The following is a 23,931-nucleotide window of genomic DNA, read 5'->3' as shown; positions in this document are numbered from 1 at the left end:
GGAGGTCGGAGCGGTGGCACACCAGGGCGCCGGACGGTTCGCTCCCAGCCCCTCCGGCCTGTTGCATGTCGGCAATCTCCGCACCGCCGTCCTCGCCTGGCTGTTCGCCCGCTCCACGGATCGGCACTTCCTGGTCCGCGTCGAGGACCTGGACCGTGTCCGTGCCGGAGCCGAGCAGCATCAGCTGGCCGAGCTGGCCGCACTGAATCTCGTCTCCGACGCGCCGGTCATCCGGCAGAGTGGGCAGGCCGGCCGCTATGCGGCGGCGCTGGACCTCCTGGCCGGGCAGGGCCTCGTCTACGAGTGCTTCTGTACGCGGCGGGACATCGCCGAGGCGGCGAGCGCCCCCCATGCCCGGCCGGGCTTCTACCCCGGCACGTGCCGCAGCCTCAGCGAGGACCAGCGGAGCGTCCTGCGTGCGCAGCGCCCACCCGCGCTGCGTCTGCGGTCCGGCGTCGGGTCGTGGACCGTCGAGGACCTGCTGGCCGGCCACGTCACCGCTCCGGTGGACGATTTCGTGCTGCGACGGAACGACGGCGTCGTCGCCTACAACCTCGCCGTGGTGGTCGATGACGCCGCGCAGGGCATCGACCAGGTGGTGCGGGGGGACGACCTGCTCGATTCCGCGCCCCGCCAGGCCTACCTCGCCTCCCTGCTCGGGCTGCCCGTCCCCGTGTACGCCCATGTGCCCCTCGCAGTCTCCCTGGCGGGGCGCCGGTTGGCGAAACGGGACGGCGCCGTGACACTGGAGGACCTCGCCGGCCTGGGCTGGACCCCCGCCAGGGTCCTGGCCGTGATCCTGGCGTCCCTCGGCCTTCCCGGCCGATCGCTGGAGGCGGCCCTGGCCGCCTTCGACCCCGACCGGCTGCCCGACGAGCCGTGGATCGTGGACCCCGCCACGCTGTTTCCCGCCTCCGCCGCACCGGCATGCAAACCGTCAGCACCAACCGATAAGGTTTCTTCGTGAGTACAGCCCTCTACCGCCGCTACCGTCCCGAGACCTTCGCGGACGTCATCGGCCAGGAGCATGTCACCGAACCCCTGATGGCGGCCATCGACAAGGACCGCATCAACCACGCCTACCTCTTCTCCGGCCCCCGCGGGTGCGGCAAGACCACCTCCGCCCGCATCCTCGCCCGATGCCTGAACTGCGCGCAGGGCCCCACCTCCACGCCCTGCGGCACCTGCGACAGCTGCGTGGAACTCGCCCGTAACGGCTCGGGCAGCCTCGACGTCATCGAGATCGACGCCGCCAGCCACGGTGGCGTGGACGACGCCCGGGATCTCCGCGAGCGCGCGACCTTCGCCCCCGTCCGCGACCGGTTCAAGATCTTCATCATCGACGAGGCCCACATGGTCACCTCGGCCGGCTTCAATGCGCTGCTCAAGATCGTCGAGGAGCCGCCGGAGCACATCCTCTTCATCTTCGCGACCACGGAGCCGGACAAGGTCATCGGCACCATCCGCTCGCGGACGCACCACTATCCGTTCAGGCTGGTACCGCCCGAACCGCTCCTGGCCTACCTCGAGCAGCTCTGCCACCAGGAGAACGTGCCCGTGGCCCCCGGCGTGCTCTCCCTGGTCATCCGCGCCGGTGGCGGTTCCGTCCGTGACTCCCTCTCCGTCCTCGACCAGTTGATGGCGGGCGCAAGCGAGAGTGGACTCGACTACGAGCTGGCCGTCTCCCTCCTCGGCTACACGCATGCGACCCTCCTCGACGACGTCGTCGACTCGGTGGCGGCGGGCGACGCCGGGACGGTCTTCAACGCCGTGGACCGCGTGATCCAGACGGGGCACGACCCCCGCCGCTTCGTCGAGGACCTGCTCGAGCGGTTCCGGGACCTGATCGTCATCAACGCCGTGCCCGAGGGTGCCGCCTCGATCCTCCGGGGCGTGCCCGATGACCAGCTCAACCGCATGCGCACCCAGGCGAACCAGCTCGGCGCGGGCGAACTCTCCCGGGCGGCCGACGTCACGAATACCGCGCTGACCGAGATGACAGGTGCCACATCGCCGCGCCTGCACCTCGAACTCCTGTGCGCGCGGCTCCTGCTGCCCGCAGCGGACGCCACCGCGCGGGGTACCCTCGCCCGTGTCGACCGCATCGAGAGGCGCCTCGAGTACGCCGCAGGTGCGCCCACCGCCGAATCGCCCGAGGTGGACGAGGCACCGAAGGCTCCCGCCCGCCCCCGGCTCGAGGGCGTCCCCCGCACCGCTGAGGAAGCCGCCGCCCGCTGGTCCCTCCCCGCGATGGACACGGGTGCCGCGGCCGCCGCTGCCCCGGCAGCCGTTCCCGGAGCCCACACCCCGGCCGTGCCCGCCGCCTCCCGCATCCAGCCGGCACGCCCGGCCGTCGAGGATCCGTCACCCGACTGGGGCGGAAGCTGGGGCGTCTCGACCGACACCGCGTTCGCCGACCCCGCACCTGCGCAGCAGCCCGCAGCAGCCGGACCCGCGCGCACGCCGGGACAGCCCCACCCATCGGCGGGGCAGGACGCCGGGGCTCCGGCCCCCTCGACCGGAACCCACGATCCTGCCGGGCCCGATGTCGAGACGGGTCGACGCGACCCGACCCAGCCCGCCGTCAACGAGCAGCCCGCGGCCGCTGCGCCCGCCGGCACCCACCCGACGCAGCAACCCGCCGACTCTGCGCCCGCCGGCCCTCAGTCGACGCAGCAGTCCGCTGCCGCTGCGCCCCCCGCTACCCGACCGACGCAGCCCGGGCCGGCCACCGGGGAGCAGCACACGATGCCCCGGCAGGGGCAGCCGGGCGCCGACCGCGGACAGCAGGACGGTGCAGCCGGGCCTCAGCAGCCTCCGGCCGCCGGTGGCCGGCAGCCCGCAGGCCCTGCACAGCAGCGGCCCACACCCTCGGCGGATCAGCCGCAGGAGGCTCGTCGCGCCCAGCCACCCCAGCAGGGACAGCCTGCCGCCTCCGGCGGGAACGTCGAGATGGTCAGGCGGGCATGGCCCGAGATCATGGACGAAGTCGCACGGATCAAGCGCGCGACCTGGCTCATCGTCAACGTCTCCGCGAAACCGCGGTCCTTCGAGGGCAACCAGCTGGTCCTCGCGTTCGCCAACCAGGGCAATGCGATCGGATTCCAGCGCGGGCCGCACATGGACAACCTGAAACAGGCCATCCACAAGGTGCTCGGCCTGACCTGTTCCATCGAAGCGGTGCACGATGCCGGCGGGTCGGGTGAGTCGGGCCCAAAAGTACCCAGCAGCCAGGCGGCCCCGGCCAGTAACCCGGGCCGCGGTCCCGCCACGCCCTCGCCCGACCGTTCGCAGGGACCGACGACGACCGCCGGCGGTTCGCAGGACGTCCACCACGACGGCGGCAGCACCGGTAGCACTCCGCCGCAGGCTCCCGCTGCTCCCGCCGTTTCCGTTCCTCCCGCTGCTTCCGCACCGACTCGTCCGGCAGGACCCGATGCCCCCACGGCGTCCGTGCCGGTCGGCGTCACCGTAGCCGAGGGCGGCCCGGCACGAACCGGTCCCGCCGGTGCCGTCGGAATGCCCGGGGGGCCGGCGGCTCCTGCGACCGCATCCGCTCCCGCTCCCGCGCCCGCGCCCGCCGTGAGTGGGACCTCCGACACCGGAGCGCGCCGCACGTCCGACAGCTCATCAGGGCATTCCCGGACCGGCAGCGCGGCTCCGGAGTCGCCGCCCCGTGCACCGGCGCAGGCGCCCGTCCGTCGACCCGACGGTCCCGCGACCCCCGCCGCCACAGGAGGGCAGGCGCCCGTCCGTCGACCCGACGGTCCCGCGACCCCCGCCGCCACAGGAGGCGCTCGAGGTGCGCGTGACGACCGAACAGAGACAGAACCCGAAGCCACCAGCGCGTGGGATCCGTCCATGTCCGACGACTCGTGGGCCCTCGTCGAACCACCGGAGGAGGCCTTCGATCCTGGACCGGACTGGGGCTCGGTGCCGGAGGACCCCTCCGAGCGCAGGAGCCCGTTGCCGAACGGCCAGGGCCCGGCGCGGCCGGGCGGTCCTGCCGAACCGGCCCGGACCGGCTCGACGAGGACGCGGGGCAGCGCGACGCCCGCACCGGCGCAACCGGGGGCGTCGGGCGGTGCCGCGAGCGGCCCTGTTCCCACGCCTGAACGCCCCACTGCGGACCGGGCGCCGGCGGCCGCGGCGTCCCGCTCGGTGGTGTGGAGTCCGTCGGTGGAGTCGAATCCGCCGGCGGGCGGGTCCACGACGACCCGACCGACGGGTGACCCGGAGGCCACCGGTGGCGCGCCTACATCGCTGGAGGGGCCCGGCGCCGCAGGCCGTGCGACAGGCGTCGCGCGCCCCGGCGGCATCGCTGCCGTCCCGAGCTTCATCGGTACCGCCGCCGCTGCCGGCACGTCCGCAACTGCGTCCGGGCACACCGCGCCGTCCGCCGTCGGCGCTGCACCCGCCGGCACGACGGGCGCCGCAGTGGCACCGGATCGGCCGGCGTCGGCGGACAACATCCGGCAGAAGCCCGTCAGCCGCTACCAGCAGCTGCTGGACGAAGCCGAGCGGAAGCGCGCCGAGGAAGCCGCCGCCACCAGGGGCGCCGCTGACCTGCGCTTCGTCGACGACGAGCCCAGTGCGGACGACGAGACCATCGAGGAATCAGGGCTCGTCGGCCGGACGGCGATCGAGCGCATCCTCAACGGACGCCTGATCGAGGAGCGCGGCGTCGATGGCCAGTAGTATCCCGCCCGAGCCGACCCGGGAACGCTGAGGGCGTAACGCGGGAACGTCCTTCCGGACGGACCGGCCCCGTGCAGGGCGGACAATGGAGGGACACCCTCCTGCCGCCCCTCCTCCGGGTCCTGCGGCGACGGGCTCCGGTGTCGGAGACACCGGCACCACCACCTGATTCAGAAGAGGAAACACCGTGTACGAAGGCGCAGTCCAGGAGCTGATCGACGAGCTCGGACGCCTGCCCGGCGTCGGCCCGAAATCGGCGCAACGCCTCGCGTTCCACATCCTGGAAGCCGACGGCGAGGACATGAAACGCCTCGTCACGGCGATCACCACGGTCAAGGAGCGGGTGAAGTTCTGCACCATCTGCGGCAACGTCGCGGAGCAGGAGAAGTGCGCCATCTGCCGCGACCCGCGCCGCGACCCGACCATGATCTGCGTCGTCGAGGAGTCGAAGGACGTGATCGCCGTCGAGCGCACGCGCTCCTTCCGCGGCAGGTACCACGTCCTCGGCGGAGCCATCAACCCGATCGCCGGCGTGGGTCCCGATCAGCTGCGCATCCGCGAACTCCTCGCACGCCTCACGGACGAGCAGATCCAGGAGATCATCATCGCCACCGACCCCAATCTCGAAGGCGAGGCGACGGCGACCTACCTGGTGCGCATGCTCAAGACGATCGGGATCCCTGTGACGCGACTCGCCTCGGGCCTGCCCGTCGGCGGGGACCTCGAGTACGCCGACGAAGTGACCCTCGGCCGGGCGTTCGAGGGCCGCCGCGCCATGTCCTAGGCGATGCGCGTGCCCTGGGCGAGGCGCTTGGCGGGCATGGTCAGCCTGCGCCGCCCGATGAGGAGCAGCGCCCCGGCGAGCAGGAGCTGGAGGCCGAGGCCCAGCGGCCAGATCGGCGTCTCCTGGGGAAGCGGGCGGAGCGACTCCGCCAGCTCCTCGCACGACTGCTCGACATCGGGTCCGGCCTGCGCGGCCCGCACGCCCTGGCTGATCGTCTCCATGATGCCCGGGGTGTAGTACGGGCCGCCCTGCGGCAGGCCGGCCGCGTCGGTCGCAGGATCGAGTTCGGGAAGGTCCTCGACGCTGTAGGGAACGGCGTCCGCAACCACCACGAAGGGGTTGGCGGCCAGCAGCCACGCGATGTACTCGGTGCGCGGGATCATGCCCTGGCTCGTCTGCGTGACGCACTCCATCTCGGCGCCCGGATCGGGAGTGCCCGTAGCGTCGAGACTGCTCTCCGGGTAGGTGTAGTAGGACGTCGTCATGGTCCGCTCCTCCATCACCAGCGTGGTGCTCAGCCCGAAGACGATCACCGTACCGATCGCGAGCAGCGCCACCAGCATGTACGTGCTGACGATCGAGAACAGCGGACGGTTCGCCAGGGCGGAGACCCCGACCCCGATCGCGCAGACGACACCCAGTTCCACGGCCAGCATCAGGAGCGAGACGATGGCCTCCTGCGCGTTCACCCCGCCGAGGGCCAGTGCCCAGAAGATGAAGGGGCAGCTCAGGACGAGGAAAGCCAGCGAACCCACCCACGACGCGAGCCATTTCCCGGTGAGCAGCTGACCCGGCGTCAGCAGGGTCACCTGCAGGATCGCCAGCGTTCCGCCGGCCCGGTCCCCGTTGACGGCGTTGGCGGACAATCCCGGGGCGACGAGCAGGCCGAACAGCAGGACGAACCCGACGACCAGGTCGAACAGGATGCCGCCCTCGTTGTCGGTGGTGCCGAGGACGCCGGTCGCCAGGACGAAGATGAAGCCGATCACCACGAACCAGATGCCGAGCATCCAGTACCAGCCCTTGCCGCGCAGGCGTTGCCGCATCTCGAGGGAGAACACGGTGCGGACGGCGGACCAGAAGGTCAGGCCGGTGGTGCTCCGGACGGGTTGCGGGGTCGATGGTTCGGTCGCTGTGCTCATCGTCTGTCCGTATCCAGGCTCATGTAGGTCTCCTCGAGCGCCCCGCCGGCGGGGGCGAAGGCGGTGACGACGACGTCGCCCAGCACCAGGGTGCGCAGCAGCCAGGATGCCTCCGCGGTGCTGCCGAGCTGGACGAGGAACTCCTCGCGCCGTGAGTCCCCGCGCGTCTCGTACCGGACCCCGTAGCTCTGCAGGGCGGCGGCGAGCGCCGACATCGGTTCCGCCTGGACGTAGTAGCGGCGCATCTGGCTGCCGGCCTCGTCGAGCGTCTGGCTCTTGACCGACTGTCCGCGACTGACGAAGACGGCACGGTCCGCGATCTCGTCCAGCTCCGACAGCACATGGCTCGAGACGACGACGGTCTTGCCTCCGGCGGCGAGCGAGCGCAGGAGCGACCTCAGTTCCACGCGGGATCCGGGATCCAGACCGGACGCGGGCTCGTCCAGCAGCAGGACCTCCGGATCGTGGATCAGCGCACGGGCCAGGCTGAGCCGCTGTTGCTGGCCGCGGGAGAGCACGCGGGCCGGTCGGCGGCCGAACTCGGTGAGGTTCACCGCGACCAGCAGTTCCTCCGCGCGACGCGAACGGTCGGCGGCACCCATGCCGTACAGGGCCCCGATCGTGGTCAGCACTTCGAGTGCCGTGAGTGACTCCCAGACGCCGAGGGTGTCCGGCATCCAGCCGACCCTGCTCCGCACCTGCGCCGGCTGCGTGACCGGATCGAATCCCGCAACCCGCACCGTCCCGCGATCCGGGGCCAGGAGGCTCGCCATCATCAGCATCAGGGTCGTCTTGCCGGAGCCGTTCGGACCGATCAGTGCGGTCACTTCCCCGGGCGGAGCCTCGAAATCGATGTCGCGGACCGCCTGCACCGAGCCGAAGCTCCGGGCGACCCCCTCGACAACGATTCCCCCACGTTCGTTGGTCATGGTCCGAGGGTATGCGACGTCCGCCCGATGGGACCCGCGACGGGCACGAATTCCTCCGCGGATCGCTGTTCTTATTCGGACCCACACTTTGAGCCGGTAACGGCCGCGCCGCTACACTTGCACGGGTGTCGGGTCATGGACGCCCGTCCTCGAGGCGCCGGTGCCGCCGCCCGTCAACAGCCGGCGCGGCAGGTCCCCCCGCCGTCGCCCTTCATCAGTGAGCGAGTGCATGAGCCTCATAGTGCAGAAATTCGGCGGGTCGTCGGTTGCCGACGCCGAGGGCATCAAACGCGTGGCGCGGCGCGTCGTCGAGACGCAGGCGGCGGGCCACCACGTGGTGGTCGTCGTGTCCGCGATGGGTGACAGCACGGACGAGTTGCTGGACCTCGCCGGCCAGGTGAGTTCCACGGCGTCGGATGCGCGCGAGATGGACATGCTCCTGAGCGCGGGCGAGCGCATCTCCATGGCACTGCTCGCGATGGCCATCCATGGCATCGGAGCGTCCGCCCAGTCCTTCACCGGCAGCCAGGCCGGCATGATCACCGACGCCATCCACGGCAAGGCCCGCATCATCGACGTTTCCCCGCACCGCATCCGGACTGCCATCGAAAAGGGTGACATCGCGATCGTTGCCGGGTTCCAGGGGATGAGCCGCGACAGCAACGACATCACGACCCTCGGCCGCGGCGGCTCCGACACCACCGCCGTCGCGCTCGCGGCAGCGCTCGACGCCGATGTCTGCGAGATCTACACGGACGTCGACGGCGTCTACACCGCCGATCCCCGCGTCGTCCCGTCGGCGCAGAAGATCGACACCATCTCGAGCGAGGAGATGCTGGAGATGGCCGCGTCCGGCGCCAAGATCCTGCACCTGCGCTGCGTCGAGTACGCCCGGCGCTTCGGCGTCCCCCTCCACGTCCGCTCCTCCTTCAGCCACAACGAGGGCACGTGGGTCCTGCCCAGCCCCGACGACCAGATCAAGATTCAAGAGGGAGAACCCTTGGAACAGCCCATCATCTCCGGTGTCGCCCACGACCGCTCCGAAGCGAAGGTCACCGTGGTCGGTGTGCCCGACATCCCCGGCAAGGCTGCGGAGATCTTCGGGATCGTCGCCGGTGCCAACACCAATATCGACATGATCGTGCAGAACGTGTCGACCCACGGCTCGGGACACACGGACATCTCCTTCACCCTGCCGATCGTCGACGGCGCCGAGGCCCTCGCCGCGCTGGCCGAGGCCCAGGAGCGTGTGGGGTTCGAGACCGTCGACTACAACGAGAAGATCGGAAAGCTCTCCCTGATCGGCGCCGGCATGCGTTCCAACCCGGGAGTCTCCTACCGGTTCTTCCGCGCACTGTCCGACGCCGGGGTGAACATCGACATGATCTCGACGTCGGAGATCCGGATCTCCGTGGTGACGGGGGCGGAACTGCTCGACACCGCGGTCCGCGCCGTGCACGCGGCCTTCGAGCTCGACGGCGAGGCCACGGCGACCGTCTACGCCGGCACCGGGCGCTAGTCTCCCCGCGCCGGACAGCAGCTGCGCGCAGTTGCTGTCCGGAGGAGGCGGATGACGCCATCCGCTGCATTCCGTCCGAGGACGCAGAGAAGGCCGGTGGATGATCCACCGGCCTTCTCTGTTCATCCGTCGGGTGCTGCTACTTGTTCCCGGTCGGGGTGATGGCTTCGCGCGGGCCCTCCAGGAGCTTGTCGGCCGGGTTGACGGTCGGGAGCTGGGCCTGGGCCTCGCCCTCTCCGTCGACGACGACCGTCACGTATGTCACGGTCGACGAGCCCGCGTAGCTCACGCGTCCCACGTAGGAGCCGGGGGTGAGGCCGGTCCAGCCAAGGGTAACGGCGCCGGTGCTGCCGTTCGCCAGGGCGAGCGGGTTGGGCGTCAGCGTCGCGTTGTTCTCGTTCGCGCCCAGGACGACGGCATCGATGCTGCCGGTGGTCGGCCGGTTGTCGGTGCTCGCGTAGAGGTTGGCGAGGACGCGGTACGTACCGGGTGCCGGGTCCTCGATCGTGATCGTCTCACTGGCATCGGCCGTCGCGACCTGCGTGACCGTGCCGGCGGGAGTGAGGATCAACATGTCGAAGTCGGCGGTCGGATCATCCGAGAGGACCGAGAACTTCGCGACCGGAGCGCCCTCGGGGACGGTCACGTCCTTGATGGCGTCCGCGCCGACCTCGAGCTCGATCGCCGTCGTGTCGGCCTTGGACAGGCCCTCGAGCGTCATCTGGATCGGGGTGTTGGTTCCCGAGATGACGTCGAAGGAGCCGCTGCCGTCGGGACCGGCGGAGTTGAAGGCCGCCTCGGCCGGTGCGTTGATGGCCTGGGGCCGGACAGCCACCGGGGAGGTGACGTTCTTGCCCTGCCCGGACCAGGTCAGCGAGCCGGCGGCGAACTGGCCGAAGGGAGCGCTCTGGTTCTCGAAGGAGACCTTGAAGGTGCGGGTCTCCCCCGGCGCGCTGAAGTTCAGGACCGACGGCGTGACCGTGACCTTCACTCCGGGCACGTCGGCGGTTGCGCGGTAGAGCCCGGGGGTCACGGCGGTGACGGTCCGGGTCACCTCGATCCGTCCGGTCAGGTTTCCGAGGGCGAAGGACGGCACGTTGGTGTTCCTCGCCTCGACGGGTTCGAGGCCCTTGATCTTGAGGTCCACGCCCGTGCCCTGGATGAAGCCGAGGTAGTCCTCGACGTCCTGGTCGTAGACCAGACCCGGGCTGAGGACGGTGGCGGGGTCGATGTGGCCCGCGCCGACCGCGAGGACGTCGGTCTCGACGCCGCCGGTGGCGGTCTTCAGCGGGTACGCCGTGGTCATCATGGCGGACTTCACGGTTGCCGGGGACCAGGCGGGGTTCTTCGCGAGGACCAGCGCGGCGAGGCCTGCCACGTGCGGCGACGCCATGGACGTGCCGGAGAGGAAGCCGAACTGCGCGCCGTTCGAGCCGACGGTGGAGACGCCCGCGAGGACGGCGACGCCGGGAGCCGTGACATCCGGCTTCAGGAGGTCGGAATCGGTGGCGAGCAGCGGACCGCGCGAGGAGAAGCCTGCGACCTGGGGTGCGGGCGGCAGCGGCTTGCCCGTGGTGTCGGTGGCCTTCAGGGCGACGGTGATGGACGGGTTCGCAGCGACCTTCGCCTTGAGCTCGAGGGCCTCGGGAGCGTTGACGTGCACCGTCGGGACGGAGTGCTGGTCGGTGTCCGTCGACGAGTCGACGAGGTTCACGAGGATCATGCCCACACCGCCTGCACGTGCGACCTCGGCGCTCTTGGCTGCCCGGTCGACGACGCCGCGGTCACAGACCACGATCTTGCCGGTGACCTTCGCGGGGTCGAGCGTGCCGGGTCCGCACAGGTTCGGTGCCGCAGCGCCTGCAGCGGCGGCGTTCGCCGCGAGGACGACCGGGCTGGCCGGAACACCCGTGCGCATGATGGACGCACCGCGGTACTTGGTGCCGTCGGAGAACTCCGCCGTACCCTGCAGTTCGTAGCTGAACGTGCTGGCGGCCACCGTGGTCATCCAGGGAGCGCCGTGGTTGACGGTGCTCGCCGTGGGACCGGAGTTGCCGGCCGAGGCCGCGACGAAGATGCCCGCGGAGGTCGCCGAGAGGAAGGCGAGGGACACGGGGTCCGTCGTCGTCGTCGCGCTGCCCGAGATCGAGAAGTTGAGGACGTCCACGCCGTCGAGGATGGCCTGGTTGATGGCCGCGATCGCTGCGGAGTTGTAGCAACCGCCCGTGTCGGGATCCGTGTCCTCCCAGCAGACCTTGTAGACCGAGACCTTCGCGGCCGGCGCGACGCCCGAGGAGATTCCGAAGTTCCGTCCGTCGACGGTCTGGGTCACGCCGGCGTTGCCCGCAGCAGTGCTCGCCGTGTGCGTGCCGTGGTTGTCGATGTCCACGGGGGAGATGACTTCCTGCGGTGCGCGGTCGGCCTCGGCGACGCTGTCGAGGAAGGCATCGGCGAAGTATCGGGCCGAGAGGACCTTCGAGTTGCAGAGGCTGCCGTCGAAGTCCTCGCCCACCTGGCAGTCGCCGACGAAGGTGCTGCCGTCGGCCTTGAGCATGGCGATCTCGCCCTTGGCATTGAGGTAGGGTTCGCCGACCTTGGGCTTCGAGTTGCCCTTGAGCGGCTTCACCGTGCTGCCTGCGAAGAAGGGGTTGTCGGGGGCGTAGCCGGTGTCGATCACGCCGACGACGGTGCCGGCGCCGGCGTTCTTCTCGCCGCCGAACTGGCCCTTCCAGGTGCCCTTCTTCCCACTCAGGCCGAGGAAGTCGATGCTCGAGTAGTCGGGAGCGCTCTCGACATCCGGCGCGACGAGGAGTACGTCGTCGCTCTTGGCGAGCTCGACCGCCTGGTCGGCGCTGAGATCCGCGGCGAAGCCGTTGATGGCAGCCGTGTAGGTGCGCTTGATCTCGACGTTCTCCTCGGCGGCGATCTCCTGCTGCTTGCCCTCGAGGAACTGCGAGTACTGCTGGACGTTCGCGGCGGCGGCGTCCAGCTTCTTGCCCTTCTCGGGCTTGGTCGGCGCGATCCCGTCGACACCACCCTCGTACGTGGCGATCGGCTTGTCGGCGAGCACGACGATGTACTTGCCGTCCGGGTACTGCGCCGGGTCCAGCTCCTTGGCCGGTGCCTTCTGGGGCGTCACCGAGGTGGCCGGCACCGGAGCCGCGAAGGCGGCAGGCGCCACGGCGGTCGACGTCACCAGCAGCGGCAGACCCAGAACGATAGCCGTGGCAGCGCGCAGGGTACTGCGCCCCTGCCCGGCTTTTCTCCGTTGTGTCATAGGAAGGTAGTGCCTCTCGTGAAAGTGCGGGCCGGCCATGGCCGTTCCCCCTGTGCCGTGGCTCTCCTGGATAGGATTTCCGAGTTGTGACAGCAGTCACAGCCGCCACGGCGAGCACAAACTTACCTCAGGCAACACAGCCCCACCAGCCGACTCAGCCCGCGTCATCCAGAATTTACACAGGATATTTACCATTTCCGGTCGGGGTGATAATGGATCGATGCACGCCGATCTCCTGCCCCGCCTCGCCGAGGCCGACTGGCAGGATCGCGAGAGGCGCCACAGGCAACGCGTGACACGCTTCGCCGAGCCCTATCTGGACCGGCGGTCACGCGGCGCCAAGCATCCCGTCGAGGACTTCCTCTTCACCTACTACAACCAGAAGCCGGGCCGGCTCCTACGCTGGCATCCCGGGGCCGGCGTCGTGCTGGAAGGCGCGGAGGCCGCCGGGCGCGGCGGCTGGAAGTACTACACGGCGCACGACGACGGCGTCCGGGTGGACGTCCGGACCTTCATCGAGGAGCGGCGCGACGCCGTCGAGTTCGCCCGGCTGATCCTTGCCCGGACGGCCGCACGGCCGGCGCAGTTCGGTTGCTTCGGGCTCCACGAATGGGCGATGGCCTACCGCTCGGGGGTCAACGGCGTGCGCCACGAGTACCTCGACCTGCGCCTCGGTGCGGCAGGGACGGACGATGTCGTCGAATCGGCGCGTATCCGCTGCACGCACTTCGACGCCTTCCGCTTCTACACGCCGCAGGCCGTCCCCCTCAACGAGTACGCGCCGACGAGGGAGACGCAGCGGGACCTGGAGCAGCCGGGCTGCCTCCACGCCAACATGGACCTCTACAAGTGGGCGTACAAGCTGACCCCCCTGCTGCCGAGCGAGATCGTGATGGATTGCTTCGAACTTTCCTGGCGCATCCGGGCGATGGACATGCAGGCTTCCCCCTACGACCTCTCGGACTGGGGCTACCGGCCGATCCCGATCGAGACGACCGAGGGCAAGGCCGAGTACGTCCGCCTGCAGCGCGGTTTCGCCCACGAGTCCCAAGCGCTCCGGGAACGGCTCTCGGAAAGCCTGGAGCGGGCGCTCGACTCCTGGGCCTGAGCCGGTTCGACGGCACGGGCCGCCGCCCCTGGCCCGGGTCCTGCATCACTCAATTCCTCGTCGGAAGCAGTCCTTCAGCCAGGTCTCTGCGTCGCCGGTCGTCGTGAAGTGCCTGGTCGGGTAGGGCGGGTCGTGCTGCTGTTTGTAGTACGCGGTGATGATGGGATCCCCGGCTTCCGTTCCGACGACAGCCAGGGCCGCGATGTCCAGCCCGGAGGCAAGGATGCGCAATGCATCCTCCGTCAACGAGATCAGGTGGTTGAGATGGATGAGCATCGGCGGGCAGACGGACGGACTGAGCTGGGTGACCCGGCTGACCACGGCTGATGCGACAGTGTCGTCGACATCCGTGTCGGCCTCACATTCGAGCCACAGCACCTCCCCCCGCATCTCCGCCGTGAACGGCTCGGGCCGGGCGGCAAGGCCACCCACGCCCGTGTCCCCCGTCAGCCAGGCGATCGCGTCGGATTCGTCCGTGAAGTACCGGCTGGGCGTCGCGGACCGGTAATTGAACGCCGTGAGCACCCTGCCCACCTCGTCGACACCCACGACGGCGGTGCGCGCGGAACAGGTGTCATCCATCAGCAACTGCTTCGCTTCCGCCGTGATCCGCTCCACCAGCCCGATGTGCACCAGCAGGGGCCGCTTGCCACCGGGAGAAGCGGCGGTGACCGCGGCGATCGTCGAGCGGACGTCCTCCGCCTGCATCGTGACGCCGGGCGCCCAGCGCAGGCACAGGAGATCGCCGTCGTCACTGAGGGTGTAGCGAGGAATGGACACCTCGTCCGGGCCCGCCATCGGCACCTCCGCTTCCTCGTCGGCACGGCATCAATGCCATCGTCGCCTCCCGACCGTGCACTTTCAACAGCGCGTCCGCACCGAAGTTCTCCCCGCGCGGCGTCGGGAGCGTCAGGAACGAATGCTGCGCCACCCGTTAAGCTGGGAGACCAGCCGAAGGGGACACCGATGACACCTCCCGCCCTGCTGCCGGCAGCAGGACCGCACCGGGCGGTCGTGCGCCTGGCGGTTGCCCTCGCAGCCCTCGTCCTCACCGTCTCCGCCTGTGCGCAGGGCGGACCGGCGACCGAACCCACCGAGCAGGAGAGCACCATGCAGTCCTCCACCCCCGACCCCTCGGAGGCGCCGTCCGGGACCCCGGCACCGACGTCGGGCGGCCCCGCTCCCACCGCGACGGGTACCGCCCCTGGGTCGTCGGCCGTCGCCGCGCTGCTCACCGTCACCCTCCAGCAGGACGCCGCTGCCGAACCCGTGCAGTACGTCCTCGAATGCGTCGACGGCGCTCCCGGGCCCGCCTCGACGCTTCCTGGCGCCGAGGCCGCCTGCGCGGCCCTCGCCCGGCTCGGCTCGACATTCTTCACGGCCCGGCCCAGCAAGGACATCATCTGCACGCAGCAGTACGGCGGGCCGCAGACGGCGAGCATCAGCGGTGAGATCGACGGCACGCCTGTTCTGGCGGCGTTCTCCCTGACCGACGGCTGCGAGATCTCCCGATGGAACAAGGCGCAGGACATTCTCGGGGCACCGGGGGCGCAGTAAGGACTACCGGGTGCCGCTCCTCCCACTGATCGACCGCGCCCGGTGGGCATGTTCGATCCTGCCCACCGGCCGGAGCCGATCAGTGGGACGGACGCCGACAGCGCTGCCGGAAGCGGACACGACGCCGGACTGGCCCGCACCGAATCCCCGGTAGACTTGCAGGGCAAGCTCGCGGAGCGCCGGTGTCAACCCAGATACGGCGTGAGACGGCACTTCCGGGCTACTGCATTCAATGCTGGACCCCCAGCACTCGCCGCTCACGCACAGGAGTTGCCGGATGCCCCGGATCGTTGTCGACGTCATGCCCAAGCCCGAGATCCTCGACCCGCAGGGTAAGGCGATCGCCGGAGCGCTCCCCCGGATCGGCCTCACCGGTTTCGCCGGGGTCCGCCAGGGCAAGCGTTTCGAGCTGACCGTGGACGGTGACGTCACGGAAGAGGTCCTCGAGCAGGCCCGCCACGCCGCCGCCACGCTGCTGTCCAACCCCGTCATCGAGGATGTCACGCGCGTGGAGGTCCTCGAGGAGGACGCGCAGTGAGCGCCCCGAACATCGAGACGCCCCTCATCGGCGGACCCCAGCCGGTCGCCTCGAACAACGAGGACAGCCCCCTGAACGGCGTGAAGGTCGGCGTCGTCACGTTCCCCGGGTCGCTCGACGACCGCGACGCCGTCCGTGCCGTCCGCCTCGCCGGCGGCAGTGCCATCCACCTGTGGCACGGCGACCACGACCTCCAGGACGTCGACGCCGTGATCATCCCCGGCGGCTTCTCCTACGGCGACTACCTGCGGGCGGGCGCCATCTCGCGCTTCGCCCCGCTCATGGAGCAGATCACGGCCGCAGCGTCGGGTGGGGAGAACGCCCTCCCCGTGCTCGGCATCTGCAACGGTTTCCAGGTCCTCACCGAAGCACACCTGCTGCCCGGCTCGATGATCAAGAACAACGACCTGCACTTCATCTGCCGTGACCAGCGCCTGCGCGTCGAGAACAACGGCACCTTCTGGACCTCCGACTACGGGCAGGGCGAGGAGATCGTCATCCCGCTCAAGAACCAGGACGGCCAGTTCGTCGCGGACAACTACACGCTCGACGAGCTCGAGGGCGAGGGCCGCGTGGTCTTCCGCTACGTCGACGGCAACCCGAACGGCTCACGCCGCGACATCGCCGGCATCTCGAATGCCGCGGGTAACGTCGTCGGGCTCATGCCGCACCCCGAGCACGCGGTGGAGGCAGGCTTCGGCCCCGACTCCTCGGCACGCGGGAACGTCGATGTCCGCGGCGGCACCGACGGACTCGGCATCTTCACCTCGGTACTCAAGAAACTGGTGGGCTAGTGACCGCAGAGACAATGTCCAAGAAGTTCAACATCGACACGGTCGCGAACGCCGAGGCGACCCCCGGCCAGGCGCTGCCGTGGGCCGAACTCGGCCTCAAGGAGAACGAGTACCAGCGCGTCGAGGAGATCCTCGGCCGCCGCCCCACCGGGGCCGAACTCGCCATGTACTCCGTGATGTGGAGCGAGCACTGCTCCTACAAGTCCTCGAAGGTGCATCTGCGCCAGTTCGGCGAGAAGGTCACCGAGGCCATGAAGGAGCACCTGCTCGTCGGGATCGGCGAGAACGCCGGCGTCGTCGACATCGGGGACGGCTGGGCCGTGACGTTCAAGGTGGAGAGCCACAACCATCCCTCCTTCGTGGAGCCCTACCAGGGCGCGGCCACCGGCGTCGGCGGAATCGTGCGCGACATCATCTCGATGGGCGCCCGCCCGGTCGCCGTCATGGACCCGCTGCGCTTCGGTGCGATCGACCACCCCGACACCGCACGCCTCGTGCACGGGATCGTCGCAGGCATCGGCGGCTACGGCAACTCCCTCGGCCTGCCGAACATCGGCGGCGAGGTGGTCTTCGACTCCGTCTACCAGGGCAACCCACTGGTCAACGCCCTCGCGGTCGGTGTCCTGCGGCACGAGGACATCCGCCTCGCCAACGCATCCGGCGCCGGCAACAAGGTGGTCCTCTTCGGCGCCCGCACCGGCGGCGACGGGATCGGCGGCGCGTCCGTGCTGGCCTCGGAGTCCTTCGACGACGCCAAGCCGTCCAAGCGTCCCGCGGTCCAGGTGGGTGATCCGTTCGCCGAGAAGGTCCTCATCGAGTGCTGCCTCGAGCTGTTCAAGGCCTCCGTGGTGGAGGGCATCCAGGACCTCGGTGCCGCCGGCATCTCCTGTGCGACGTCGGAGCTGGCGTCCAACGGCGACGGCGGCATGCACGTCGAGCTCACCAACGTGCTGCTGCGCGACCCGTCCCTGACGCCCGGCGAGATCCTCATGTCGGAGTCGCAGGAGCGCATGATGGCCGTGGTCACGCCCGAGAACATGGCGGCCTTCGAGGCCATCATGGACAAGTGGTCCGTGGAGTACTCCTGGCTCGGCGAGGTCACCGACACGGGGCGCCTCATCATCGAGTGGGACGGCGAGAAGATCGTCGACGTCGACCCCCGCACCGTGGCCCACGAGGGACCGGTCTACGAGCGTCCCTACCACCGTCCCGAGTGGCTCGACGGCGTCCAGGCGGACGCCTTCGCGGCCGAGCGGCCCGCCGACCTGCGCGAGGCAGTCCTCGAACTCATGGCATCGCCGAACATGTGCGCGAAGAACTGGGTGACCGACCAGTACGACCGCTACGTGCAGGGCAACACGGCGCTGGCCATGCCCGACGACGCCGGAGTGGTCCGGGTCGACGAGGAGACGGGCCTCGGCATCGCGATCTCGACGGACGCCAACGGCCGCTACTCCTACCTCAACCCCTACGAGGGCGCGCGCCTGGCCCTCGCCGAGGCCTACCGCAACGTGGCGACGTCGGGCGCCCAGCCCCTCGCGGTCACCGACTGCCTGAACTTCGGTTCCCCCGAGGACCCCGAGGTCATGTGGCAGTTCGCGGAGACCGTCCGCGGTCTCGCGGACGCCTGCCAGGAGCTCGGCGTGCCCGTGACCGGCGGCAACGTCTCGCTGTACAACCAGACCGGAGGCGTGGCGATCCACCCCACCCCGGTGGTCGGCGTGCTGGGCGTGTTCGACGACGTCGCACGGCGCACGCCGTCCGGCTGGCGTGAGGACGGCCAGGCCATCTACCTGCTGGGGACGACGGCGGACGAGCTGGACGGTTCCGAATGGGCCAACCTGCGCGGGCACCTCGGCGGGCAGCCGCCGGCCCTGGACCTCGCCGCGGAGCGGACCCTCGCCGCGATCCTGGTCAACTGCTCGCGCGACGGCATGATCGACGCCGCGCACGACCTCTCCGAGGGCGGGCTTGCGGCCGGTCTGAGCGACATGGCGCTGCGCTTCGGTGTGGGCGCGCGCATCGGCATCGACGAGCTGTGCGAGCGCGACGGCATCGACGCGTTCACGGCACTGTTCAGCGAGAGCCAGGCGCGGGCCGTCGTCAGCGTCCCCCGCTCGGAGGAGGTGCGCTTCAACGACATGTGCACCGCACGGAACTTCCCTACCCTCCGCATCGGCGTGGTGGACACGGAGAACCAGGCGCTCGACGTGCAGGGCTACTTCACTCTGCCGCTCGACCAGCTCCGCGAGGCGCACGAGGGCACGCTCCCCAGGCACTTCGGCTAGTACCGGACCCGGACCGACAGGAGGCCGCCACCCCACCGGGTGGCGGCCTCCTGCGTCTACCCGACGGTCACGGCTGCCGCCCGTCGCTCACTCGAGCCCACCAGACCGATAAGACCGGTCAGGCGGCCTTCGGCATCGCCGTGACCACGACGTTCTTGCCCCAGGGGTCCTCGGTGTAGCAGCTGATGAGCACCACGCGGTTGGGCACGATGTTCCAGATGTCGCTGTCCTTCAGCGTGTCCTTGTCGTGGGTGATCACCGAGTCGACCACGTAGGTGATGTCCCCCGTCCCGGTGGTGAGGACGAACTCGCTGCCCACCAGGGCTTCGTCGCTCAACCGGTTGAAGGGGGCGTCCTTGCCGTCCCAGCTGTGCCCGGCGATGTACGTGGTGTTGTTCGAGCCGGCTCCCGGCACGCCGTAGGACGTGAGCCAGTAGGCGTCGACGGTGAGCGGCGGCACGAGGGTCTGTGCCGCGAGGTCCGCATCACTGGGGGTGAGCGGAAGGACGGCCATGTCCATGTCCGCTGCGGGGAAGGAGAGCCCGGTGGGCTGCGAGGCGGCGGGCCCGCGGTCGGCGGGAGCCGGGCTCGGTGCGGCAGCAGGAGTGGTGGTGCCGGCGGTGGACGACGGCGTCGCGACGGCGGAGAGGGTGGACGATGCGTCCGCGGGCGCTCCCGCCGGGTCGGGCGGGAGGACAGATACGGCGATGGCCAGGGCGGCGGCCGCGGCGAGCGGCAGTGCGAGCCAGCGCTTCCTCGGGCGTGCCCTCACCGGTCCGCGCGAGACAGTGCCCGTCTCCTGGTCGAGGGCTTCGTCCGGGATGCCGTGCTGTTCCATGGGGTGCGCTGTCCTGGTTCGGGGGGTGGAGGATGCGTGCCGTCGCCCCGAAACCGAGGTGGTCGAACCAGGGCCCCGGGCGACGGCAGCCGAGGGGCTAGCGCTGTGCGCGCTCGAGGCGGCGCATGCGGGCGGCGGTGGCCACGGGGACCGCGACGCCGACCGCGAGCAGTGCCGCGATGAGGGCGACGGCTGCGCTGTTGTCCTCGGTGGCGACGGCGGTCTGCACGTTGAGGCCCTTGTTCGTGCCGGCAGGAGCCTTCACGACTGCTCCGGGAGTGACCGGAGCAGCGGGAGCTGCGACGGGTGCTACCGGCGCTACGGGCGCCGCGGGAACCACGACGGGCGTCACGGGGTCGACGCCGATGGCGCCGGCATCACAGGCGGCGAGGAACGCCTTGAACAGGTCGAGGAGCTGCTGTGCGAGCACTGCGTCTCCGCTGAGCTGCTGCAGCAGAGCATCGGCCTGCTGGCTCGCGGTGAGCAGTGCGTTCTCGGCGTCGATGACGGGCTGAGTGTTCAGCGCCGCTTCGAGGGCGGCAGCGGCCGCGGTTCCGTTGTTCGAAACCGTCGCCTGCGCGGCCAGGGCCAGCGTCAGCTCGCCCTGCGCGGCAACGACCGCCTCGTCGTTCAGGGGATTGCCATCGCCCTGCTGATCCGCCGCAACGGCGGCATCGAAGGCGATCTTGTACTCGCCCTCCTCCGTCGCAACGAGTCCGGTGGCGGTCTCGTAATCCGCTTCGGCCTTGTCGACTGCAGCCTGAGCCGTCACGGCTGCTTCGGATGCGACTGCCGCGGCATACGCAGCCTCAGCATTCGCAGCTGCGGTGACGACGGCGGCCGTCACCGCCTCGAACTGGCTGACGAAGGTGAGGTCGACACCGGCAGCACCCAGTGCTGCGTTGAACTGCGTCGAAGCCTGCAGGCAGGCGGCGTCACCCGGTGCGGCGGACGCCATCGGAGCTCCGAGGAACAGTCCACCGGCGAGGAGGGTGGCCGTCGATCCGGCAGCAACCCATTTCTTTGCAACGATCATGTGTGCGCTTCTCCTGAAACACGTAGTATCCCGCGGGCGGTCCCCGACGGCGCAGCTTGCGTCCCCATCCGCAAGCGGCGCCCTCGGTCGGAGGGCGCCGCGAACAAATCAATTGTGTTCCGCTGATCGCCCGGATCAGGGCGTCGTCCCAGAACGAGCTGGGATTACCCTGGGCAACCGCTGTACTTCTCAACCTAGGGCGGTTGTGTTGCCCGGGCAATGAAAACAAGTAGTCCGGAACGGTAACGGTTTGGCATCGGGCGTCAGCCGAAATGCGCCTTCGCGATGAGCCCGTGCACGCCCACGGTCCGGTCCACGACCTGCGAGACCGCGAAATCCGCCGCCGCGGAGAGGTAGGCGTACGCCACGGCGCGTTCCATGCCGCGGTCGTGCTCGAGGAAGTCGAGCGCGTTGATGATGGCGCGGCGCATGGCGACGTTCAGGTCGCCGGAGACTCCTCCACCGGCGAGGCCGTCCGGGTCGGAGAGGCCGATCGGGATCCAGGCGTCCTTCGTCTCGCCGAACGGATAGGAGTAGGCCACGGACGGGGCATCCCCGGTTCCGGGCTTGCAGACGGTCAGCCGGAAGGTACCGCGCAGTGAACCCTCCATCGCCGTCAGGGCGACCTCCCCGTCACCCATGCCCATGTGCGGATCACCCACGTAGAAGAGGGCGCCCGGCGCGGTGACGGGCAGGTAGAAGGTGGAGCCGGCGCCGAGATGGCGGATGTCGATGTTGCCGCCACCGAGCGTGGGAGGCACGGAGTTCGCCTCGGGTGCGGTGAGGCCGCCGGCGTCCGCGAAGGCGACGCCCATCATCCCCATGAAGGGCCGCAGCGGGAACCGGACGCTCATGTCGCCGCTGGTCATCACGCCCTGGCCCTTGTCGATCCTCGTGAACACCGAGACGTTGCCGTAGTCCGAGGGGATGCCGGATGCCCGGTTGTCCGTGGCGACCGGGGGCATGACCTCATCGAGCGTGATCCCGGCAGGAGGCGTGGATCCGGGCTGCACGGCGAGGCCGCCCTTTCCATGCCGGCTCGACACGACACCGTAGGGCACGCGCGGGAGCACCTCGAGCGTCTCGATCTTCAGGACGTCGCCGGGTTCGGCACCCTCGACGGCGATCGGTCCGGTGACGACGTGCGGACCGTCGACGTCGAACCGTCGCTCCGTGCGCCGGTAGCCGCCCGCCACGTCCACCGCGTCCTGCAGCACGGAGTCGCTGCCCACGCCGAGCGCACCGAAGTACTCGAGCGGGTTCCGGCCCTGGTCCTCGAGGATGCCCTCGTGCGAGAGCGCATCGATGGTGACGGTGCGGCCGGACCGCATGGTCATCACCGGCGCGGCGTGGACCGTGGGGACGTAGCCCCAGAGGACCTCGTCCGGCGTGGAGGAGAGGTAGTGGTCGCCCCGGATGCTGCCGCGCCCGGGCTGCAGGATGCCACCCCGCGACGTACTCCCACCGGGACCGTTACCGGGCGTACCGGGAGGCTTGCCGGGTGCGGCCGGTATCCGCCCGGCGACGGGCGGAGCGGCGAGCGCCGACGGTGCCGCGGCCACCGATGCGGCCGAGAGATTGCCGAGTGCGGCCACGACCCCCATGAATGTCCGCCTGCCCAATCCGTCCGTCAGCACCTCGGCAGCTTCCTGCCCTACTACGTCGTCCATGCTGGATCCTCTCCGGGTCATCGAGATTCACAAGCTAGTACCGGTCGGTTACGGGGCGGTTTCGGACCCGATTCCGGAAGAAGTCCTTCGGCAACTGCCGGCGAGCGCCCGCTGATGGCGTGCAGGAGGTCAGGCGCCGCCCGCCAGGGCGCGTGCCGCTTTCGTGTACCGGGACAGGACGTACCGCTGTGTCAGCCGCGTCACCGGGGCCGCGAGCCGGAACAGGGGGCCGGCCGGCAGGCTGTAGGCGGCGCAGCTGAACAGCACGCGGTTGTCCGCGGTCAGCTCGGCGTAGAAGGCCTCCTCCCCCCGCACGGGGTGCCCGGGCAGCGTGCCGTACCCGAAGCCGCCGCGCTGCCCGGGCACCGCCCTGCCCGCACCGTCGAGCTGTGGTGCCCTCGACCAGATGACCCGGCAGGGTGCCTTGATCCGCGCGGGGCCGAGGCCGAAACCGGAGACGACGCGGACGCCGGGTGCCGCCCGATCCGCCCCGGACTCCATGGTGAGCCCGGCACGGCGGTGCATCTCCCAGGTGAGGATTCCCTCGGTCAGGGCCGTGAAGGCGGCAGACGGGTCATCCGTCGCGAGCTCATGGGTCTCCACCATCACGGTGTACCCGCTGGGCCACCCGCCGTCGAGCGGCTCGGGAAAGGGCCGATCTGTGGCTCCCTGCTCCCCGTACGTGAACTGCTCCATCCGTGCCCTCCCCGTCGATGTGGGGCAGCCCGACCACCCGTCGGCGCTGCCCGAAATCCCTCCGCTCCAACCTAGTGGACCAGGAACTGTCCAGGGCGGGCGGAGCAGTGGCAGGATGGAGGTCCGGGCCGGTCCGGGACCGCAGCAGCGACGCCCGCCGAGCCGACGAGGAGGCGGAATTCCCATGGCACCAGGCACGGCATCCAACAAGTACTCCAAGAAGGCGGGGCACTCGGGCAGGGACGCGGCCGACAGGGCGTCCGATGCAGCCGAGGAGGCCGTCAATTCGAAGGGCTTCGAACTCGCGGCCCGCGCCGGCTATATCGCCGCGGGCATCCTGCACCTCCTGATCGGCTTCATCGCCCTCCGCCTGGCGGGCGGCGGCTCCGGCAGCGCGGACCAGAGCGGGGCCATCGGCCAGCTCGCCGGCTCCCCGGGCGGGTCGTTCCTCCTCTGGTTCTGCTTCATCGGCTGCATCGCCCTCGCCCTGTTCCAGCTCAGCGAGGTGTTCCTCGGTGCGAAAGCCGTCCCGGACAAGGAGAAGCTCGGTTTCCGGCTGAAGAGCGGTGGCCAGGCGGTCGCCTACGCGGCGATCGGTGTCACGTTCGGGCGCTTCGCGATGGGCGGCTCCAGTGACAGCAGCAGCACCACCAGCTCCCTCAGCGCCTCCCTGATGTCTCATCCGGCCGGGGCCGCACTCCTCCTCGCGATCGGCGTGGGCATCCTGGTGGTGGGCGGCTACTTCATCTACAGCGGTGCCACGCGGCGGTTCCGGAAGAAGCTCTCCGGCCTCCCGCCGGGACGGGCCGGCAGCGCCGTCGTCCTGTTCGGGACGGTGGGCTACATCGCCAAGGGGTTCGCCCTCGGAGTCCTCGGCATCCTCGTGATCGTCGCCACCGTGACGAACAACCCGGAACAGTCCACGGGGATCGACGGCGCTCTCAAGGCCCTGCGGGAACAGCCCTTCGGCGTCTGGCTCCTCGGTGCCGTGGCGCTGGGGCTGATGGCCTACGGCGTGTTCATGGTGGTGCGCTCCAAGTACCAGCGCATGTGAGGT

General features: G+C 70.1%; 18 protein-coding genes. 10 read left to right on the top strand and 8 right to left on the bottom strand.

Annotated elements, in window-relative coordinates; all coding sequences use genetic code 11:
• Positions 1-13 precede the first annotated feature (13 nt).
• From gluQRS to recR, 3 genes are all read left to right on the top strand, one after another.
• Positions 14-967 (top strand): tRNA glutamyl-Q(34) synthetase GluQRS, encoded by a 954-nt coding sequence (gene gluQRS / locus ACX80L_RS09245; RefSeq protein ID WP_459289165.1) that lies wholly within the window; start codon positions 14-16, stop codon positions 965-967.
• A complete protein-coding gene (locus ACX80L_RS09240) occupies positions 964-4,698 on the top strand; it encodes a DNA polymerase III subunit gamma and tau (RefSeq protein ID WP_459289163.1) in 3,735 nt (1,244 codons plus the stop codon). Before gluQRS ends, ACX80L_RS09240 begins: the two co-directional genes overlap by 4 nt.
• Before the next feature lie 187 nt (positions 4,699-4,885).
• Positions 4,886-5,482 (top strand): recombination mediator RecR, encoded by a 597-nt coding sequence (gene recR, locus ACX80L_RS09235; RefSeq protein ID WP_133080322.1) that lies wholly within the window; start codon positions 4,886-4,888, stop codon positions 5,480-5,482.
• Here the strand turns inward: recR and ACX80L_RS09230 are convergent.
• Together ACX80L_RS09230 and ACX80L_RS09225 are read right to left on the bottom strand one after the other, a co-directional pair.
• The gene (locus tag ACX80L_RS09230; RefSeq protein WP_459289161.1) at positions 5,479-6,624 is read right to left on the bottom strand and encodes an ABC transporter permease; all 1,146 of its coding nucleotides are present in this window, start codon (positions 6,622-6,624) and stop codon (positions 5,479-5,481) included. The two genes, recR and ACX80L_RS09230, sit on opposite strands and share 4 nt — an antisense overlap.
• On the bottom strand, positions 6,621-7,553 hold the full coding sequence (locus ACX80L_RS09225; RefSeq protein ID WP_133080320.1) for an ABC transporter ATP-binding protein: 933 nt from the start codon (positions 7,551-7,553) through the stop codon (positions 6,621-6,623). The genes ACX80L_RS09230 and ACX80L_RS09225 overlap by 4 nt, the downstream gene beginning before the upstream one ends.
• A 229-nt stretch (positions 7,554-7,782) precedes the next feature.
• On the opposite strand from ACX80L_RS09225, the gene ACX80L_RS09220 reads away from it, so the two are divergent.
• Positions 7,783-9,072 carry an aspartate kinase gene (locus ACX80L_RS09220; RefSeq protein ID WP_133080319.1) on the top strand — a complete coding sequence of 430 codons (1,290 nt, stop codon included), beginning with the start codon at positions 7,783-7,785 and terminating at the stop codon, positions 9,070-9,072.
• A gap of 139 nt (positions 9,073-9,211) precedes the next feature.
• On the opposite strand, the gene ACX80L_RS09215 is transcribed toward ACX80L_RS09220, so the two are convergent.
• Positions 9,212-12,349, bottom strand: coding sequence for a S8 family serine peptidase (locus ACX80L_RS09215; protein WP_459268843.1), 3,138 nt, complete (start codon positions 12,347-12,349; stop codon positions 9,212-9,214).
• 220 nt (positions 12,350-12,569) lie between these two features.
• Here ACX80L_RS09215 and ACX80L_RS09210 point away from each other — a divergent pair, with 220 nt between their 5' ends.
• The gene (locus ACX80L_RS09210) at positions 12,570-13,457 is read left to right on the top strand and encodes a 3-methyladenine DNA glycosylase (RefSeq protein ID WP_459268842.1); all 888 of its coding nucleotides are present in this window, start codon (positions 12,570-12,572) and stop codon (positions 13,455-13,457) included.
• Positions 13,458-13,502: 45 nt separating this feature from the next.
• Here the strand turns inward: ACX80L_RS09210 and ACX80L_RS09205 are convergent, their stop codons facing one another.
• Entirely contained in the window at positions 13,503-14,255 is a 753-nt protein-coding gene (locus tag ACX80L_RS09205; RefSeq protein ID WP_459289357.1) for a DUF7793 family protein, read from the bottom strand.
• A gap of 168 nt (positions 14,256-14,423) precedes the next feature.
• Between ACX80L_RS09205 and ACX80L_RS09200 the strand changes: the two genes are divergently transcribed.
• The 4 genes from ACX80L_RS09200 (at position 14,424) to purL (ending at position 18,634) form a co-directional block, all read left to right on the top strand.
• Positions 14,424-15,014 (top strand): SSI family serine proteinase inhibitor, encoded by a 591-nt coding sequence (locus tag ACX80L_RS09200; protein ID WP_459289158.1) that lies wholly within the window; start codon positions 14,424-14,426, stop codon positions 15,012-15,014.
• Between the two features lie 277 nt (positions 15,015-15,291).
• Positions 15,292-15,552, top strand: coding sequence for a phosphoribosylformylglycinamidine synthase subunit PurS (purS, locus tag ACX80L_RS09195; protein WP_133080315.1), 261 nt, complete (start codon positions 15,292-15,294; stop codon positions 15,550-15,552).
• Between the two features lie 11 nt (positions 15,553-15,563).
• A complete protein-coding gene (purQ, locus tag ACX80L_RS09190) occupies positions 15,564-16,346 on the top strand; it encodes a phosphoribosylformylglycinamidine synthase subunit PurQ (protein WP_459289355.1) in 783 nt (260 codons plus the stop codon).
• A gap of 14 nt (positions 16,347-16,360) precedes the next feature.
• On the top strand, positions 16,361-18,634 hold the full coding sequence (gene purL, locus ACX80L_RS09185) for a phosphoribosylformylglycinamidine synthase subunit PurL (RefSeq protein ID WP_459289353.1): 2,274 nt from the start codon (positions 16,361-16,363) through the stop codon (positions 18,632-18,634).
• Positions 18,635-18,752: 118 nt separating this feature from the next.
• Here purL and ACX80L_RS09180 read toward each other — a convergent pair whose 3' ends face one another.
• The 4 genes from ACX80L_RS09180 to ACX80L_RS09165 all read right to left on the bottom strand — a co-directional run bounded on the left by ACX80L_RS09180 (position 18,753) and on the right by ACX80L_RS09165 (position 22,874).
• Positions 18,753-19,472 (bottom strand): class F sortase, encoded by a 720-nt coding sequence (locus tag ACX80L_RS09180; RefSeq protein WP_459289156.1) that lies wholly within the window; start codon positions 19,470-19,472, stop codon positions 18,753-18,755.
• 97 nt (positions 19,473-19,569) lie between these two features.
• Positions 19,570-20,508, bottom strand: a complete 939-nt coding sequence (locus tag ACX80L_RS09175) for a hypothetical protein (RefSeq protein WP_459289154.1) — start codon at positions 20,506-20,508, stop codon at positions 19,570-19,572.
• A gap of 263 nt (positions 20,509-20,771) precedes the next feature.
• Positions 20,772-22,178, bottom strand: a complete 1,407-nt coding sequence (locus ACX80L_RS09170; RefSeq protein ID WP_459289152.1) for an acetamidase/formamidase family protein — start codon at positions 22,176-22,178, stop codon at positions 20,772-20,774.
• Positions 22,179-22,307: 129 nt separating this feature from the next.
• Positions 22,308-22,874: a DUF1990 family protein gene (locus ACX80L_RS09165; RefSeq protein WP_459289150.1), complete on the bottom strand. Its 567-nt coding sequence runs from the start codon at positions 22,872-22,874 to the stop codon at positions 22,308-22,310.
• Between the two features lie 184 nt (positions 22,875-23,058).
• Between ACX80L_RS09165 and ACX80L_RS09160 the strand changes: the two genes are divergently transcribed.
• On the top strand, positions 23,059-23,928 hold the full coding sequence (locus ACX80L_RS09160) for a DUF1206 domain-containing protein (protein ID WP_133080308.1): 870 nt from the start codon (positions 23,059-23,061) through the stop codon (positions 23,926-23,928).
• Positions 23,929-23,931 lie beyond the last annotated feature (3 nt).

Source organism: Arthrobacter sp. MDT1-48-3, assembly GCF_054511015.1.
This window is presented reverse-complemented; position numbering and strand designations above follow the sequence as displayed.

Coding starts and splice junctions, on each gene's coding strand:
- ACX80L_RS09230 (WP_459289161.1), bottom strand. CDS start 6,624: ATGAGCACAGCGACCGAACCATCGACCCCGCAACCCGTCCGGAGCACC.
- ACX80L_RS09225 (WP_133080320.1), bottom strand. CDS start 7,553: ATGACCAACGAACGTGGGGGAATCGTTGTCGAGGGGGTCGCCCGGAGC.
- ACX80L_RS09220 (WP_133080319.1), top strand. CDS start 7,783: ATGAGCCTCATAGTGCAGAAATTCGGCGGGTCGTCGGTTGCCGACGCC.
- ACX80L_RS09215 (WP_459268843.1), bottom strand. CDS start 12,349: ATGACACAACGGAGAAAAGCCGGGCAGGGGCGCAGTACCCTGCGCGCT.
- ACX80L_RS09210 (WP_459268842.1), top strand. CDS start 12,570: ATGCACGCCGATCTCCTGCCCCGCCTCGCCGAGGCCGACTGGCAGGAT.
- ACX80L_RS09205 (WP_459289357.1), bottom strand. CDS start 14,255: ATGGCGGGCCCGGACGAGGTGTCCATTCCTCGCTACACCCTCAGTGAC.
- ACX80L_RS09200 (WP_459289158.1), top strand. CDS start 14,424: ATGACACCTCCCGCCCTGCTGCCGGCAGCAGGACCGCACCGGGCGGTC.
- purS (WP_133080315.1), top strand. CDS start 15,292: ATGCCCCGGATCGTTGTCGACGTCATGCCCAAGCCCGAGATCCTCGAC.
- purL (WP_459289353.1), top strand. CDS start 16,361: ATGTCCAAGAAGTTCAACATCGACACGGTCGCGAACGCCGAGGCGACC.
- ACX80L_RS09180 (WP_459289156.1), bottom strand. CDS start 19,472: ATGGAACAGCACGGCATCCCGGACGAAGCCCTCGACCAGGAGACGGGC.
- ACX80L_RS09175 (WP_459289154.1), bottom strand. CDS start 20,508: ATGATCGTTGCAAAGAAATGGGTTGCTGCCGGATCGACGGCCACCCTC.
- ACX80L_RS09170 (WP_459289152.1), bottom strand. CDS start 22,178: ATGGACGACGTAGTAGGGCAGGAAGCTGCCGAGGTGCTGACGGACGGA.
- ACX80L_RS09165 (WP_459289150.1), bottom strand. CDS start 22,874: ATGGAGCAGTTCACGTACGGGGAGCAGGGAGCCACAGATCGGCCCTTT.
- ACX80L_RS09160 (WP_133080308.1), top strand. CDS start 23,059: ATGGCACCAGGCACGGCATCCAACAAGTACTCCAAGAAGGCGGGGCAC.